The sequence below is a fragment of the Flavobacterium poyangense genome (assembly GCF_011751075.1).
Taxonomy (GTDB): Bacteria; Bacteroidota; Bacteroidia; order Flavobacteriales; family Flavobacteriaceae; genus Flavobacterium; species Flavobacterium poyangense.
The window spans coordinates 139,189-155,946 of the sequence record NZ_JAALLN010000001.1 but is presented as its reverse complement, the minus strand read 5'-3'; the positions used below and the strand labels follow the sequence as shown (position 1 = coordinate 155,946).

Genomic DNA, 16,758 nt, shown 5'->3' with positions numbered 1-16,758 from the left:
TAGTATATTATGATATAGAATTACATACTTTTATATTTGTAAGTCCTTTCTTGTAAAACGAATTTTATGAATAAGTTAGTAAACAAGTTTGCAATTTATTCACTATATTTGCACGCAATTCAACTAGAAATTGCAACATGATAGCACACAACTCCAAGATTATCGGCGAAGGTTTAACTTATGACGATGTATTATTAGTACCTAACTACTCGAATGTGCTTCCACGCGAAGTGAGCATCAAATCAAAATTTTCAAGAAACATTACGCTAAACGTTCCAATAGTATCAGCTGCTATGGATACCGTTTCCGAAAGTGCAATGGCTATCGCTATGGCACAGGAAGGCGGAATAAGTGTTTTGCATAAGAATATGACTATTGAGCAGCAAGCTGCAGAGGTTAGAAAAGTAAAACGTGCTGAGGCAGGTATGATTATCGATCCGGTAACTTTACCGTTGACTTCAACAATTGCAGATGCAAAAAATGCAATGAAAGAATTCGGAATTGGTGGAATTCCAATTGTTGATGAGAATAAAATTTTAAAAGGTATTGTTACAAACCGTGATTTGCGTTTTGAGAAAAACGGTGCAAGACCAATTGTAGAGGTAATGACAAGTACAAACTTAGTTACCGTTGCAGAAGGAACTTCATTAGAGCAGGCAGAAGTAGTTCTGCAAGGTCACAAAATCGAAAAATTACCGGTTGTAAATGATAAATATGAATTAGTTGGTTTAATTACTTTTAGAGATATTACCAAACTAACTCAAAAACCAATAGCAAACAAAGACGTTTTTGGACGTTTGAGAGTAGCCGCTGCAATTGGAGTTACAGGAGATGCAGTTCAGAGAGCTGAAGCTTTAGTTGCTGCAGGAGTAGATGCTATTATTATCGATACTGCTCACGGACATACAGAAGGTGTCGTGAATGTGTTGAAAGAAGTAAAAACAAAATTCCCAAACATTGATGTAATTGTAGGTAATATTGCAACTCCGGAAGCTGCTAAATATTTAGTAGAAAATGGCGCTGACGGTGTAAAAGTAGGGATCGGACCTGGTTCTATCTGTACTACTCGTATCGTTGCCGGTGTTGGTTTTCCCCAATTTTCTGCGGTTCTTGAAGTAGCAGCAGCTATAAAAGGATCGGGAGTTCCCGTAATTGCTGATGGAGGAATTCGTTATACAGGAGATATTCCTAAAGCAATCGCTGCCGGAGCTGACTGTGTAATGTTAGGTTCATTATTGGCAGGAACAAAAGAATCTCCGGGAGAAACTATTATTTTCGAAGGAAGAAAATTCAAATCTTATCGCGGAATGGGATCTGTAGAAGCAATGCAAGGCGGATCAAAAGACCGTTATTTCCAGGATGTTGAAGATGATGTTAAAAAACTGGTTCCGGAAGGAATTGTAGGTCGTGTTCCTTACAAAGGAGAATTAAACGAAAGTATGCTTCAGTTCGTTGGTGGTCTTCGTGCCGGAATGGGATACTGTGGATCAAAAGATATACCGACTTTACAGGAAACAGGGCGTTTTGTTAGAATCACTTCAAGTGGAATTACAGAAAGCCACCCGCATAATGTTACTATTACTAAAGAAGCTCCAAATTATTCAAGATAATTTGTTCTCTGTATAAAGCCAAAGGCGTAAGATTTGATTCTTGCGCCTTTTTTTTGAACTCTGTGATTTCTGGAGTTTGAATTTTAACTGCAAAGACGAAAAGTCTTTTGCACGCAGATTTAGCAGATTACGCTGATTTTTTTGCGTTATTATTTTGATAAAAACAATCTGCTAAATCTGCGTGAGGAAATTTGCGAACTTTGCGGTTAAGTTAATAGTAGGAATCGCCAAGAAAAACAAATCTTACATCTTACGGAGTTGTTGTCAGGTCGGTTTCTCTAAGTTTTTGATTCTCTAAAATGTTTTTTAAAAAAGGTTGTACCTGTTTTTCTAATTCTGATTCTGAAATATCTAATGCTTTTGGGTTATTGGTTAATTCTAGCCAGGGTTTTGAGGTGTCAAAAGGATAACTTCCAAAAACGATAACCGGAGTTCCTTTTACTTTTACATTTTCGGAATCTTTCAAAATCCATTCGTCTGCCCATTTGTACAGGTATTTGGCATCTTTTTCAAGGAGTCTTAAGCAGGAATGTGAGGCAGGATAACCCGGTAATTCGTATTGGTGAAAACCAACGCCCAGTTTATTTTCGATATTAAAATTCCATTTTAAGTCCCATTCATCGTTAAAAGTGCTGGTTGTTTGCTCTGCTTTCCAGTTGGTAAAAAACAAGCCGGTTGGTGTGGGATCTTTTTTTCGCCCCATATTGGTCGGACCGGTATAGACCAGTTCGCCGTTTTCATAAGCTGCAAATACTTGAGTCGGATAAGAGAAGATAAGAACTTTTGAGACATTTTCCAGAGAAGTAACATGCAGGGGAAAAGGGAGATAGTAAACGAGATCACCGCTAAAATCTGTAGGAACCACAATCGAATCCATTTTCGCTAAATTCTTTTTATCCGTTCGGTTTATGGCATAAACTATTGCAGTTTTAGTGCTGTCAGCTTCATTTGTTTTTAGCCATTCTTTAGTTTTTTCAAAATGATATGCAACAGATTTTGGTTTTTTATATTCTATTTTTTTGTGTTCTTTGGCTTTTATTGCTGTTTCATTACGAGTGGTTTTAGATTGATTACAAGAAATCAATAAACCTAAAACTAATAAAAGTAATGCGTTTGAGGTGTAAAATAACTTTTTCATAATGAGTCGTTTTTTTATTATGATAAAGTTCTCTTTTTTAAAGTAAAAATCAGTTATACAATTTTTTGGATTGTTTATTTGATTTTCATTTTGCTTTAGAAATAATTTAATTCTTATTTATTAGATTCAAAGTATAATCTATTTGCGTGTCCTTGTTTTTCATAAAGTCTTCAAAAGTCTGAGGAACCTCATAATTTGGAATTACGCCTCTGCCAAAGAATTGATTTGGTTTTTTGGTAACATCTTGTTCTAAATTGACGATAGAAAACTGTGTTTTAATTTTAGAATTCGGCAGTTCATATTCAACAGGTGTATGACCGTTATGCCCAAAATAGCCGCCCATAGTTTCTTCTCCAATAATAATAGCGTTTGTTTTTCCTGCAATTAATGAAGCAAAAAGCGATCCTGCAGAAGCAATTCGAGGGCTTATAAGCAGATAAATCTGGCCTTTGAAAGCATTTTTATCTGGCTGTAATACAACATTAAATTTTTGATTTTGAAAATAGTTATTGTTTTTTAAAATGGTAAATTCTTCTTTTAATTCATTTTCAAAATCTAATCGTTCTTCTTTTTGTTTTTGAGGTTCCGTTTCTTCGTAAACAAAATAATTTGGAAAAGGAATATTTTGGAAAGTGACATAAGCTGATGCATTTTCCTGATATGATTTTTGTGTAAGATAGGAGAAAGTTAAAATGTCGTTCGGGTCTGTGCCACCGCCATTATTTCTTACATCAACAATTAAATTTTTAATAGCCGTGTTTTGAGAAAGATTTTGAAAACAACTGTCCAGATATTTTTTATAAGCCAAATGTTCTTTGTCTTTGGCATTACGGCCAATTACAAAAGTGTGTATAGAAAGCAAAGCAGTATTTTGGTTGAGAATTTTAAAATAATATTTGTCTTTTTGAGCACTGCTAAATTGCAAACTATCAATGGGCAGGGAGTAACGTTTTTTTAAATTTTCTTTTCTTACATCATTATTTACTCCGGCAATAGTTTTGCTTAAAATCGCTGATTCATAAGGTGCAGAATACGTTACAGTAAACTTATTTTGCATGCCATATTCTAAAGCAAAATATTTAGCAAAAGTAGAAGTTATTCCAATAGATTTTCCGGAGATATTAAAGCCGTCTGTGGTATAGTATTTATAAAAATCACGAATTATTTGGTCACTTTTTATTCCGTTAATGCTATGTATTTGCGAGCCTAAAGGAATTTCAGGATTTTTAAAATTTACAAGAATTTTATTCTGGATTAGTTTTATGGGATAAGGAAAGAATCCGTTTCCGGTAAAGTATTTTTTTTCAAAACCATCGGGCAGGGAAGTATCATTATGTGTACTTCCTTCAAAATCGGTAATTTTTAAAATTACTTTATAAAAATCAAGTAACTCTTTTGGTTTCTTTATTTCGTTAAATGCCCACGAATAAATGCTGTCAATTTGTTTTTTGGTGCGGTATTTATAAAGACCGGAATTGGCTTTTTTTCTAATTTCTTTAAAAATAGTAAGATCTTGTTTTAACTCGTTTGTTGTTAACGTCTTATTTTGTGAAACCATCAAAAATGGAAGAAAAAGAAAAAGTATTATTTTAGATTTGAACATTATAAAAGCATTAAATTCAAATCTAAAATAATGAAAATTGTCTTATAACAAGCCTTTTATTTTAGCATGCTGTAATAGTAAAATAGTTTTAGCGTCTGTAATTTCACCGGATTCAATCATGGCATAAGCTTCATCAAAAGTATATTCCAGCACTTCGATATTTTCCTGTTCAGCATCGAGACCACCTCCTTTGCTTACTTTCATATTTTCGTCATATTCACCAATAAATAGATGTAAAATCTCTGTAACAGATCCCGGAGACATATACGTTTCGATCACTTTTTGAACTTTTTTTAAACGATAGCCTGTTTCTTCTTCAGTTTCGCGAATGATCGCCTGCTCGGCATTATCCTTATCCAAAAGACCTGCGCAGACTTCGATCATCATTCCGGTTTTGTTTCCGTTGAGAAAAGTTGGTAAGCGAAATTGTCGTGTTAGGATTACTGTTTTTTTAGTGTAGTTATAAAGTAAAATTCCGGCACCGTTGCCACGATCGTAAACTTCACGGATATGAGATTCTACAGGCTGATTTTCTTTTTTATAATCAAAAGTAACTTTGTTTAATATGTACCAATTGTCTGATAACAACTTAGTTTCTGTAATTTTAATTTCAGGATTTTTTCTCATGATCAAATTTTATATAAAAAAACGCTCTGATTATCAGAGCGTTTTTGAGTATTATTTTGTTATGGTTTGCTTTCTGTCTGGCCCAACCGATACAATTTTGATTGGCACTCCAACTTCTGCTTCAATAAATTCGATATATTCTTTTAATTCAATTGGCAATTGATCGTAAGTAGTCATTCCGGTTAAGTCCGCTTGCCATCCTTTAAATTCTTTGTAAACCGGAGTTACATTTTCAGGTTCGATGTTGTAAGGAAAGTGAGAAATATTTTGTCCTTTGTAGTTGTATTCTGTACATACTTTTAAGGTTTCAAATCCGGAAAGAACATCCCCTTTCATCATCATTAACTGAGTTACACCATTTACCTGAACAGCATATTTTAAAGCTACTAAGTCTAACCATCCGCAACGTCTTTGTCTTCCTGTAACAGAACCAAATTCGTTACCAACTCTTGCCATAGTGGCACCAACTTCATCAAAAAGCTCAGTTGGGAAAGGACCGCTACCAACACGGGTAACGTAAGCTTTAAAAATACCGTAAACTTCTTTGATTTTATTAGGAGCAATTCCTAAACCGGTACAAGCTCCGGCAGCAGTGGTGTTTGATGATGTTACGAAAGGATAAGTTCCGAAATCAACATCTAATAAAGATCCCTGAGCACCTTCGCATAGAATAGATTTACCTGCTTTTTGAGCTTGGAACATGTATTCTTCACTGTCGATAAAATCTAATTTTTTTAATTCTTCAATAGCTTCGAAAAACTCTTTTTCAAGTTCGTCTAAGTTGTATTGAATAGCAACATCATAAAAAGCAATCATGGCTTCGTGTTTGTCTGCCAATGCTCTGTATCTTTCTTTGAAATCTTCTAATTCGATATCTCCTACACGCAATCCGTTTCTACCGGTTTTGTCCATATAAGTTGGACCAATTCCTTTTAATGTAGAACCGATTTTTGCTTTTCCTTTTGATGCTTCAGAAGCAGCATCCAGCAAACGGTGTGTTGGTAAAATTAAATGTGCTTTTCTCGAAATGATCAATTTAGATTTAATGTCAAGATTAAATTTTTCTAAACCTTCAATTTCTTTTTGAAAAACTACCGGATCTATTACAACACCATTTCCAATGATGTTTACTGATTTTTTATGAAAAATCCCGGAAGGAATGGTTCTCAATACATGTTTGATTCCGTCAAATTCTAATGTATGTCCTGCATTTGGTCCTCCTTGAAAACGTGCAATAATATCATAATTAGAGGTAAGAACGTCAACAATTTTTCCTTTACCTTCATCTCCCCATTGTAATCCTAGTAATAAGTCTACGGTCATTCTGTTTTAATTTGCGTTGAGGCAATTTAAATTGCCCTACTGATTAATGTAGTTAATTTTCTTTTTTTATTTTCGAAATAATTCCTTTCGGACTATTGTTTTTGCTTTTTGTTACCGTAGAAATACAACGAGTGATTTGTGATCTCGATGTCAAAGATTTCTTCGATTGTTTTTTTGATGGTTTGAATTCTTGGGTCGCAAAATTCAATTACCTCACCGGAATCTGTCATGATAATGTGATCGTGTTGTTTATCAAAATAAGATTTCTCGTAGTAAGCCTGATTTTGCCCAAATTGATGTTTTCTAACCAAAGCGCAGTCCAGCAACAACTCGATCGTGTTGTATAGCGTTGCTCTACTCACACGATAGTTTTTGTTTTTCATTTTGATATAAAGATTTTCTATATCAAAGTGCTCTTCGCTATCGTAAATTTCCTGAAGAATAGCATAACGCTCAGGAGTTTTGCGATGCCCTTTTTGCTCAAGATACATTGTAAAAACATTTTTTACAATTTCTTGATTTTTAGTATTGTCAGTTGAAATTAGTGTCATAATCTGGCAAAGATAATTTTTTATTTTAATGAATAAAAGTTTCAGGTTCAAAGTTTAACTTTCAAATCGGAGTTTATGCGTGGCAAAAGCTCCTGTTTAAGGGTTTTGCGTTACTTTTTTTTACCGGCTTAAGTTAGCTTTATTAACATATTTATTTTTATTTGAGATAATACTAACAAAATAGTTAGTCTATTTTTGTCATAAACATATACCAGTTCCATTCCCATGTTTTTCCTTTGTCATCGCTCATGGCCTGGCTCCAGATTGGTTTTTTTGTATCGCGGGCATCCCAACGAAATACCTGAATTACATTTCGGCCTTCAAAAATATCTTCCGAAAAAAAATGCCCTACATTGTTCTCAAAGGAACCTGTTACCGGTTTGTCTAAAACTCCTGTAGTAGAATCGGACCAATAAATGCTCCATAATTTTGTTACAGGATTAAACAAACGAACTGTCATGCCTTCAAAAGGTTCTCCATCAAAAGTAGCGAGAAAATTGTCAATGTTGCCAATTCCGTTTAGAATCTTGTACATTTCCTGAGTAGAAGGGAATTCAATCCATTCGTTGCAATCGGCAAATCTTTTTTTTAGTTTTTTGTTTTGAATACTAGATTTTCCTTGAAAAAAGTCGAAATCATCTTTTGAGGAAGATTCAGAAGCGACAATAACTAGACTTCCATTGGCGTCAAAATTTAATTTCGGAATTTCTAAAGAATCATTTTGTATCATAACAATTTTATTAAAAGTAGTCTATTGCATGCGTTTGCTTTTCTAACACATAGGAACATAGTTTTTTTTAAACGAAAAAAAGTATTTCACTTATTTAAAATTTCAATTGTCAGTCTGAGCGAAGTCGCAGACCTCATAGTTGCTATGTGGTAAAAATATATTTCTTTTTTTACTCTTTTATAATTAGAATTCATGTTTTTAACTTGTTGAGTAAATTGTACGCAACAAGTTAAAAATGGAGTGGGGTATCGGCTTAGGTTCGGTATTCGCGGGTTACCTTGTCGACTCCGTCAATTTTTTTAATGGCATTAATCATTTTCTTCAAAATGGTATTGTTCTGAACAATCACCGCAATCTGACCATGAAAAATTCCGGCATCAGTGCTCAAAGAAATACTCTGAATATTGACACTCATATTGTTTGAAATTACTCTGGTTAGTTGGTTGGTAAGCCCTAAAACATCCATTCCGGTAATATTGATAATGGCTTTGAACTCTTCCTGAGACGAATCAATCCATTTGGCACTCATGATACGGTACGCATAATTCGATTGCATTCCGATTGCATTTGGACAGTCTTTTTTATGGACTTTTATTCCTTCGTTTATTGTTACAAACCCAAAAACATCATCTCCGGGAATTGGGTTACAACATTGTGAAAGTTTGTAATCGAGTTTGTCATGTTCGGTTCCAAAAACCAACATGTCATAATTGCTGCTAATAATAGGTTTGTGTATATCGTCGGCAGCAGTATCTTTATTTCTCTTGATTTTATTTTTAAAGAAATTGATAAAGGTGTTGCTTTTTTGAGCAGCATAATCTTTTAATTGCTGATTCTCAATAGCGCCAATTCCAACTCTGTAAAATAAATCTAAACTTGTTTTAAGCTTGAAAAAGTTCACCAATTCATTAATAACCTGTTCGTTGATGGTTATTTTTAGGTGTTTTAGTTTTCTGGTAAGTAATTCTTTTCCTTCTTCGGCAATTTTTTTGGTGTTCTCGTTCAGAACATTTTTAATCTTGGTTTTTGCTCTGGAAGTCGTTACATATTCCAGCCAGTTAATGGTTGGTTTTTGATTGGCAGAGGTAATTACTTCAACCTGATCCCCGCTTTTGAGTTCGTGATTTAAAGGAACAAGACGTCCGTTTACACGTGTTCCTCTGGTTTTGATTCCGATTTCGGAGTGAATACTAAAGGCAAAATCAAGAGAAGTTGCTCCTTTTGGTAGTGATTTGATTTCTCCTTTTGGAGTAAAAATGAAGATTTCTTTTGAATATAGATTCATTTTAAAATCTTCAACAAAATCAACCGCATTGGTTTCCTGATTTTCTAAAGCTTCACGAAGCAAATTCAACCAGACATCAAGGCCGCTTTCTTCTGTGGCTCCGTTTTTATATTTGTAGTGGGCTGCGTATCCTTTTTCTGCAATCTCATCCATTCGTTCGCTTCGAACCTGTACTTCAACCCAACGACCTTTTGGTCCCATTACGGTAATGTGCAGGGCTTCATAACCGGTTGATTTTGGAGACGAAATCCAATCGCGTAAACGACTTGGGCTGGGTCTGTAATGGTCTGTTACGATAGAATAAATTTTCCAGGCGATAAATTTCTCGTCATGAGGATCTGATTTGTAAACGATTCTAAGGGCAAATTTGTCGTAGACTTCGTCAAAACTTACATTTTGAGCACGCATTTTTCGACGAATCGAATAAATTGATTTTGGACGGCCTTTTATAATATAATCGACATTTTCGGCATCTAAAGATTTTTTTAAAACATCAGAAATGTCTTTGATGTAGGCATCCTGCTCTTCTTTAGTTTCTCTTATTTTGCTGACAATATCTTCATAAACGGCCGGTTCTGTATATTTTAAACCCAGATCTTCGAGTTTTGTTTTGATGTTGTACAATCCCAAACGATGGGCAAGCGGGGCATAGATGTATAAGGTTTCTGAGGCAATTTTGGTCTGTTTGTATTCTGCCATAGAATCCATCGTCTGCATATTGTGTAAACGATCTGCCAGTTTGATTAAGATTACCCGAACATCATCGTTAAGGGTCAGAATCATTTTTCTGAAATTTTCTGCCTGCATGGACGCATTCAAATCTCTTTGAACCATCGAGATTTTGGTCAGTCCTTCAACTAATTGCGCTACTTTTGGGTTAAATAAACGCTCAATATCTTCAACTGTTATCGGGGTATCTTCGACAACATCGTGCAATAAGGCCGCAGCAATAGAGGTAGCTCCCAAACCAATTTCGGAGGCTACAATTTTCGCAACTGCAATAGGATGAAAGATATAGGCTTCACCGGATTTGCGACGTTGTTCTTTATGTGCATCAACCGCTACATCAAAAGCTTTTCTGATGAGTTTTTTGTCGGTAGGGGATAAAGTTTGGTAGCTAATCCGAAGTAATTCTTTGTATTCTTGCGCAATTGCTTTATTTTCTTTTTCAATATCTATTTCTATCATAACGGCATAGTTCAAGTACTAAAAATAAGAATAAGTTAGAACATACGCAAGGGAATAGAGAGGGGAATTTTGATTTTAGATTTAGGGCTTTGAGGTGGAAAAAGTTTCAGGTTTCAGGTTTCAAGTTTGTTGAAACCTGGAACTTGAAACCTGAAATGTAAAATGTAAAATGTAAAATGTAAAATGTAAAATGTAAAATGTAAAATGTGAAACTTGAAACTTGAAACCTGTGCTTAGTTTTTCGTAAAATCCAAATCCTGAAAGTCATAACTAAAATCAGTCAGTTCAGAAATAGGGAGCATTTTAAGGTTTGCTACTTTTCCGCTTTCGTCATATTTAAATAATAAATGCGCATCGGCGTGAAAAAAGGCATTGTTCCATTTTACGACATAGTTACCCTCTTTGTAGAAAAAGACTTCTCCGGCCAGCTGTGGTGAACGTTGAGAGGCAAAGTACAGCTTTCCTTTTTTCTCTGTAATCGTGATTTTTCCAAACCAATTGTCCTGGTAGGTTCCCACTATTTTACTGAAATCGGTTTTAAGCTTTTCTTTTTTATTTTTGGCAACTGTGGCCCAAACTTCATCGGTAACTTTATCAGCAGATGCTTCGCTGGCTTTTACTCTGTCGCTGTAAAGCGTTACATAATCTTGTGGTTTAATGCCTAAATAGCTGTCTTTTATTGTATTTGTAATGGCGCTAAATGCAGCTCCAGATTGTTGATTGGTCAAAACAATGATTCCTAAACCTAATTCCGGAATCAAAGTCGTTTGGGTTACATTTCCTTCTAATCCACCGGTGTGAGAAACTTGTTTGTAACCTTTTATGTCACTCAAAAACCAGCCTAAACCATATCCTGAAAAATGCGTATTGTAAGGAGGTCTTGTTTTTGCGGGGATAATGGTTTGTAGTTGCCACATTTCGTCATGCTCTTTTTCAGAGAACAATTGCTTGTCGCCATATTTTCCGTTGTTGATTTGTAGAATAGCCCATTTGCTCAAATCATTTACGCTGGAGTAAATTCCGGCAGCACCATCAAAAAGCTGATTTTCGTATCTTTTGATTGTTTTTAATTTTCCATCAACAGGAACGTGAGGTGTAATGACATTTGAAGTATCTTTTAAACGTTTTATCGAAGCGACACTTTCGTTCATTTCTAAGGGTTTCATAATGCGGGTCTCAACAAATTCTGCCCAGCTTTGACCGCTTACTACATGCACGATTTCGCCTGCGATGATGTACATTAAATTGTCATAATCGTATTTTGTTCTGAAACTGGAAACCGGTTTCAGATAACGTAAATTATGAACGATATCTTTGGCGGTAAAGTCACTTCCGTCAGGCCAGATCATTAAATCGCCGGCACCAAGACCAAGTCCGCTGCGGTGTGTGAGTAAATCGCGGATTGTAAATTCTTCTGTTACATAATCAATAGACATTTTAAAGTCCGGAAGGTATTTTGTGACTTTGTCGTCCCATTTTATTTTACCTTCATCTACCAGCATAGCCAGTGCGGCACTGGTAAAGGCCTTACTGTTTGAGGCAATTCCAAACAGCGTGTTGGCATCTACTTTTTGTTGGGTTAAAACAGATTTTACGCCGTATCCTTTTGCCAGAACTACTTTTCCGTCTTTTACAATGGCAACGGAAATACCGGGAACATCAAAGGCTTTGATGGTTCGATTGACCAATTCATCCACTTCCTGATTTGTGATTTGTGCGGAAACGGTAAAACTAAATAATAAGACTAAAAGCGATACTTTGTACTTCATAATTTTAAATTTGACATTAGTTAAATCCTCTTTGACGTTTGGCTTCAAAAATTAAAATAGCTGCAGCAACAGATACGTTCATACTGTCGATTTCGCCCTGCATTGGAATAATGATATTTTGTGTAGCAGCATCACGCCAATCCTGAGTTAGGCCTGTTGCTTCTGTTCCGACCACCAAAGCGGTTGGAGTTGTGAAATTTTGTGTGTGATATGAGGTCGAATTTTGCAACGTAGCGCAGTAAAAATCAATCTTTTTTTCTTTCAAAAAAGCGATAATCTCTGCGGTTGTTCCGGTAGCGATCTGATTGGTAAACAAACAACCAACGCTCGAACGTACAATATTCGGATTGTATAAATCACTTTTTGGATTGGCAATTAAAACGGCATCCAAACGGGCTGCATCTGCTGTTCGCAAAAGGGCTCCTATATTTCCCGGTTTTTCCGGTGCTTCGGCTACTAAAATCAACGGATTTTCAGATAGTTTTAAATCTGCTAGCTGTAACGATTTGGTTTTGGCGATCGCCAGTATGCCTTCGGTTGTGTCTCTATAGGCGAGCTTTTGATAAACTTCTTTGTTTATTTCTATCAGTTGAACCGGTGTTTGGACTAATTTATTGATTTGGTTTTCAGTGACTAATTCAGGTAAAAATAAAACCGTTTCTATTTCATAACCTCCTTTTATGGCTAATGAAATTTCACGTAGACCTTCAATCAAAAATGTTCCGGTTTGTTTGCGGGCTTTTGCTTTTTCCTGAAGTAAAACAAGCGATTTGATAAACGGATTTTGTATTGAAGTAATTTGTTTCATTTTTTTTAAGTGACTGAGTTTTTGAGGTGCTAAGATACTGAGTTTTTTTTTAGAGTTGCAAAGGTTCAGAATTGCAAAGGTTCAGAGGGACGGGGGATAAAAAGCTTGCCACGAATTGCACGAATTTTTACGAATTAGTTTTGCTTGTATTGCGAGTGAAAATTTGTGTCAATTCGTGTAATTCGTGTTTCTATTTTTTAACGACTTCTGAAATCTCTTCGGCTTCGTTTTGCATTTATTACGAATAAAAATTTGTGTCAATTCGTGCAATTCGTGTTTCTATTTTTTAACGACTTCTGAAATCTCTTCGGCTTCGTTTTGCATTTATTACGAATAAAAATTTGTGTCAATTCGTGCAATTCGTGTTTCTATTTTTTAACGACTTCTGAAATCTCTTCGGCTTCGTTTTGCATTTATTACGAATAAAAATTTGTGTCAATTCGTGTAATTCGTGTTTCTATTTTTTAACGACTTCTGAAATCTCTTCAGCTACCGGATGTGGTGCGGTAAAGGTGTATCCCATGATTTTGGCAATGGTTTGTGCAATTTGTTTTTGATACAATTGAGAGTCTGTTTTGATTTCTCCTTTTGAAGCAATTTCGGGCCCTATTGCGGCAAACCAGATTTCTGATGCGCCGACAACATCTGAGCCATGGTCTGTCCATTGTGCTTTTGTTTTGTCACCGCGACCATGATCGACTGTGATTAATAAAGTTGTTTTGTTTTTGTATTGCGAATCACTTTGTACAAAAGTCCAGATTTCTTTGATCCATTTGTCTACCTGATTGGCGGCATCGAGATAGGATTTGTAAAAGCCTGCGTGTGCCCATTCGTCTGTTTCACCATAGGCAATGTAAAGTACTTTTGGTTTTTTGTTTTTTAGTTCATCCAAGGCCTGGTAGTGTGTGAATACATCCAGACATTCGTCGTTGTGAAAAGGTTTAAACGAATTGTCACGCATTTCGTTTAACAATTTCTGATTAGAAGTGGGTTTACTTCCTCCAACTTTGTCAAAGGCAGAAATTACTGGAAAGTTACTTCTTTTCTCATTTAAAATTCTGTCAAAAGCATCCCAGGCTCCAAAAGCGGCAACTTTCCCTTTTAGTTTGGATTGTTGGTTTAAAAACTCCAGAACATTTATATTCGGATTGGCTTTGTAAGAATTAGCGTTGATCTGCAAATCGACATTTCCGGTCATAATTTCACTATAGCCCGGATAACTGAACCAATACGGATTGGAAACATCAACTTTACTGCCCAAGTCACGATTGCCGTAAATTTGTCCTTTCGAAGCAATTTCAGACCATAAGAAAGGCATGATTTTTTCACGACTTTCTTTACTGTCGGTACTGTAATATTTTTTGTAGATGTAAGTACTGTCTCCCTGATTGAATTTTTTGTCGTTGGCAATTGCGGCATCCATTCCTTTAAAAACTTCCTGCCACCTGAAACCGTCTGTGGTGATGATAATAATATTTTCTGTTTTTTGTGCGCTTGACAAAAAGCCTGTTAAAACGAATACAATCAAAATTACTTTTTTCATAGTTTTATATTTTAAATTTAGTAACCATCTCACATTTCACAAAAAACATTTCACATACTTACAAAATGCCTCTTGACTTTATTTCCAGATACTTATTAATAGCATCCAAAGTCAGGTTTTCGGGCTGTGTAAGTATCGAATGAATTCCGTATTTTTTTAGTTCGTTGGCGATTAGTCGTTTTTCGAACATGAATTTTTCTGCAATTACCTTGTCGTATATTTCCTGAATGGTACCCGTTTTTTTGTGAATAATTTCATTTAATTCAGTGTTGCTGAAGAAAATAACCACTAACAAATGACTCTTTGCGATTCCTTTTAAGTAGGGTAATTGTCTGTTTAAACCATCCATCGTTTCAAAATTCGTGTACAGAATAATTAAACTTCTCTGATTGATGTTTTTTTTGATGTCAACATACAAACGGCTGTAATCACTCTCAAAAAAATCGGTTTTGATGTTGTATAAAGTTTCGAGGATTTTCTGCATTTGTGATCCTCTTTTTTCGGCAAAAACTCTGTTTTCGACCTTTTTGGAGAAAGCAAAAATCCCTGCTTTGTCTTGCTTTTTCAGAATCACATTCGATAAAACCAAAGTTGAATTGATTGCATAATCTAATAAACTTAAGCCATTGAAAGGCATTTGCATGACACGTCCTTTGTCAATTGCCAGATAAACTGACTGTGATTTTTCGTCCTGAAATTGATTCACCATCAGCGCATTTTTTTTTGCTGTGGCTTTCCAGTTTATGGTTCTAAGGTCATCGCCCTGAACGTATTCTTTGATTTGTTCGAACTCCATCGTATGTCCAATACGACGAATTTTTTTGATTCCGTATTGAAACAGATTGTTTGAAATAGCAAAAAGATCGTATTTTCTTAATTGAATATAAGACGGATAGGTTGGAACCATTTGGCCTTTGTCAAATGTAAATCTGCGGGAGATTAGTTTTAGTGGCGAAGAGACATAGATATTCAGGTTTCCAAAATAGTATTCACCGCGTTCCGTTGGACGCAAATCATATCCAATATCTTCCTGAGCAGAGGCTTTGATCGTTTTTACAATTTTGAAGTCACGCACTTGAAACTGAAACGGAATTTCATCAATTATCTTTACCGAAACAGTAAAAGTATATTGATTTTTGATGGTGATCCGGATTGGATTTAAATCGCCATTCGAAAGTTTTTCGGGCGTATTTCTTGAGGCTTCAATACCGGTTCTTGTTAAATACAGCAGTAAAATATCAAGTCCCAGAAAAGTAGCCAGCACTAAAACGATAAACCAAACACCGTTGTATAAATTAGGAAAAATAAAAGCACAAACAAACATTCCTATAATGCCAAGAAGCACATAAAAAAAGAAGTTGTTGATGTATACACTTTTTATGAATTTCAATTTTTTAAAGTTTCAGGTTTAACGTTTCAGGTTTCAGGTTTTTTATTCGATTTTCCTGCAATTTTTTTTCAGACCTTTTAGGGTATAAAATATTGACTTGTTACTTGTTATTTTAGAACTTCAGCAAGGTCTTTTTTCAAACCTTGCCGGAGTCGTTTATCGATAAATTATCTAGGGATTTCTACGGTCTCAATAATCTGTTTAATGATTTCAGAGCTTGTAATTCCTTCCATCTCGCGTTCCGGCGAAACAATAACACGATGCTGTAAAACCGGAACTGTTGCTTCTTTAATATCTTCGGGCGTTACAAAATCGCGACCACGAATGGCTGCAAAACCTTTGGCAGCATTCAGAATGGCTATTGAGGCACGAGGAGAGGCTCCAAGATACAGGAAGGCATTTTCACGCGTGTTTACTACAATTCGGGCAATGTATTCCAATAGGTTTTGTTCTACTCTGATTTGCTTGATTAGCGCCTGATAGCCTTTGATTTCTTCTGCAGAAAGAATCGTTTTTATCGCTTCGAGTTTGCCGTGGTCCTGTAATAGATGTTCCCTTTGGATAATCTGAATCTCTTCATCTAATTTTGGATAATCAATACTGATTTTGAATAAAAAACGATCTAATTGTGCTTCCGGTAAACGATAGGTTCCTTCCTGCTCAATAGGGTTTTGTGTCGCGATTACCAAAAATGGAGTTTCCAATTTATAAGCAGAACCGTCAATGGTGATCTGACGCTCTTCCATAACTTCAAAAAGAGCAGCCTGTGTTTTGGCAGGAGCACGGTTTATCTCATCAATCAGAATTAGATTAGAGAAAATAGGACCTTTTTTAAATTCAAATTCAGAATTTTTTAGATTAAAAATAGAAGTTCCCAAAATATCTGACGGCATTAAATCCGGCGTAAACTGAATTCGGCTGAAGCCAATGTTCAAGGTTTTTGACAATAATTTTGCGGTGATTGTTTTGGCAACCCCGGGAACACCTTCAAGCAAAACATGTCCGTTTGAAAGTATAGCCACCAAAAGTTGATCAATCATTTTATGCTGACCTACAATTACCGTTTCCAACTCTTTTTTGATACTGTTAACGTGATCTAAAAGTGGAGTTAGGTTTAATCGGGTTTCAAAATTTACATTTTCGTTTGTAATTTCTGTTTCTTTGGTGTTTATATCGTCCATATTGTGGTATAT

At 35.5% G+C, this 16,758-nt stretch carries 13 protein-coding genes; 1 reads left to right on the top strand and 12 read right to left on the bottom strand.

Annotation, left to right across the window (positions count from 1 at the left end; genetic code table 11):
* Nucleotides 1-137 precede the first annotated feature (137 nt).
* Entirely contained in the window at nucleotides 138-1,610 is a 1,473-nt protein-coding gene (gene guaB, locus G3A47_RS00610; RefSeq protein ID WP_166919438.1) for an IMP dehydrogenase, read from the top strand.
* A gap of 250 nt (nucleotides 1,611-1,860) precedes the next feature.
* Here the strand turns inward: guaB and G3A47_RS00605 are convergent, their stop codons facing one another.
* The 12 genes from G3A47_RS00605 to G3A47_RS00550 form a co-directional block, all read right to left on the bottom strand.
* Entirely contained in the window at nucleotides 1,861-2,748 is an 888-nt protein-coding gene (locus G3A47_RS00605) for a L,D-transpeptidase (protein ID WP_166919436.1), read from the bottom strand.
* Between the two features lie 106 nt (nucleotides 2,749-2,854).
* Nucleotides 2,855-4,351 (bottom strand): S41 family peptidase, encoded by a 1,497-nt coding sequence (locus G3A47_RS00600; RefSeq protein ID WP_166919434.1) that lies wholly within the window; start codon nucleotides 4,349-4,351, stop codon nucleotides 2,855-2,857.
* Between the two features lie 42 nt (nucleotides 4,352-4,393).
* Nucleotides 4,394-4,978, bottom strand: coding sequence for an NUDIX domain-containing protein (locus G3A47_RS00595; protein WP_166919432.1), 585 nt, complete (start codon nucleotides 4,976-4,978; stop codon nucleotides 4,394-4,396).
* 51 nt (nucleotides 4,979-5,029) lie between these two features.
* Entirely contained in the window at nucleotides 5,030-6,301 is a 1,272-nt protein-coding gene (locus G3A47_RS00590) for an adenylosuccinate synthase (RefSeq protein WP_166919430.1), read from the bottom strand.
* A 92-nt stretch (nucleotides 6,302-6,393) separates the two neighbouring features.
* Nucleotides 6,394-6,852 (bottom strand): Fur family transcriptional regulator, encoded by a 459-nt coding sequence (locus tag G3A47_RS00585; RefSeq protein ID WP_026981862.1) that lies wholly within the window; start codon nucleotides 6,850-6,852, stop codon nucleotides 6,394-6,396.
* A 184-nt stretch (nucleotides 6,853-7,036) separates the two neighbouring features.
* Entirely contained in the window at nucleotides 7,037-7,582 is a 546-nt protein-coding gene (locus G3A47_RS00580) for a hypothetical protein (protein WP_166919428.1), read from the bottom strand.
* 253 nt (nucleotides 7,583-7,835) lie between these two features.
* Nucleotides 7,836-10,055 carry a RelA/SpoT family protein gene (locus tag G3A47_RS00575; RefSeq protein WP_166919426.1) on the bottom strand — a complete coding sequence of 740 codons (2,220 nt, stop codon included), beginning with the start codon at nucleotides 10,053-10,055 and terminating at the stop codon, nucleotides 7,836-7,838.
* A gap of 233 nt (nucleotides 10,056-10,288) precedes the next feature.
* Nucleotides 10,289-11,824, bottom strand: a complete 1,536-nt coding sequence (locus G3A47_RS00570; RefSeq protein ID WP_166919424.1) for a serine hydrolase — start codon at nucleotides 11,822-11,824, stop codon at nucleotides 10,289-10,291.
* Nucleotides 11,825-11,840: 16 nt separating this feature from the next.
* On the bottom strand, nucleotides 11,841-12,632 hold the full coding sequence (locus G3A47_RS00565; RefSeq protein WP_166919422.1) for a TrmH family RNA methyltransferase: 792 nt from the start codon (nucleotides 12,630-12,632) through the stop codon (nucleotides 11,841-11,843).
* A gap of 457 nt (nucleotides 12,633-13,089) precedes the next feature.
* Nucleotides 13,090-14,175 carry a phosphoglyceromutase gene (locus G3A47_RS00560; RefSeq protein ID WP_166919420.1) on the bottom strand — a complete coding sequence of 362 codons (1,086 nt, stop codon included), beginning with the start codon at nucleotides 14,173-14,175 and terminating at the stop codon, nucleotides 13,090-13,092.
* Nucleotides 14,176-14,233: 58 nt separating this feature from the next.
* Nucleotides 14,234-15,565: a DUF58 domain-containing protein gene (locus tag G3A47_RS00555; protein ID WP_166919418.1), complete on the bottom strand. Its 1,332-nt coding sequence runs from the start codon at nucleotides 15,563-15,565 to the stop codon at nucleotides 14,234-14,236.
* Nucleotides 15,566-15,732: 167 nt separating this feature from the next.
* Nucleotides 15,733-16,746, bottom strand: a complete 1,014-nt coding sequence (locus tag G3A47_RS00550; protein ID WP_166919416.1) for an AAA family ATPase — start codon at nucleotides 16,744-16,746, stop codon at nucleotides 15,733-15,735.
* Nucleotides 16,747-16,758 lie beyond the last annotated feature (12 nt).

Coding starts and splice junctions, on each gene's coding strand:
- guaB (WP_166919438.1), top strand. CDS start 138: ATGATAGCACACAACTCCAAGATTATCGGCGAAGGTTTAACTTATGAC.
- G3A47_RS00590 (WP_166919430.1), bottom strand. CDS start 6,301: ATGACCGTAGACTTATTACTAGGATTACAATGGGGAGATGAAGGTAAA.
- G3A47_RS00600 (WP_166919434.1), bottom strand. CDS start 4,351: ATGTTCAAATCTAAAATAATACTTTTTCTTTTTCTTCCATTTTTGATG.
- G3A47_RS00585 (WP_026981862.1), bottom strand. CDS start 6,852: ATGACACTAATTTCAACTGACAATACTAAAAATCAAGAAATTGTAAAA.
- G3A47_RS00550 (WP_166919416.1), bottom strand. CDS start 16,746: ATGGACGATATAAACACCAAAGAAACAGAAATTACAAACGAAAATGTA.
- G3A47_RS00580 (WP_166919428.1), bottom strand. CDS start 7,582: ATGATACAAAATGATTCTTTAGAAATTCCGAAATTAAATTTTGACGCC.
- G3A47_RS00595 (WP_166919432.1), bottom strand. CDS start 4,978: ATGAGAAAAAATCCTGAAATTAAAATTACAGAAACTAAGTTGTTATCA.
- G3A47_RS00570 (WP_166919424.1), bottom strand. CDS start 11,824: ATGAAGTACAAAGTATCGCTTTTAGTCTTATTATTTAGTTTTACCGTT.
- G3A47_RS00560 (WP_166919420.1), bottom strand. CDS start 14,175: ATGAAAAAAGTAATTTTGATTGTATTCGTTTTAACAGGCTTTTTGTCA.
- G3A47_RS00565 (WP_166919422.1), bottom strand. CDS start 12,632: ATGAAACAAATTACTTCAATACAAAATCCGTTTATCAAATCGCTTGTT.
- G3A47_RS00575 (WP_166919426.1), bottom strand. CDS start 10,055: ATGATAGAAATAGATATTGAAAAAGAAAATAAAGCAATTGCGCAAGAA.
- G3A47_RS00605 (WP_166919436.1), bottom strand. CDS start 2,748: ATGAAAAAGTTATTTTACACCTCAAACGCATTACTTTTATTAGTTTTA.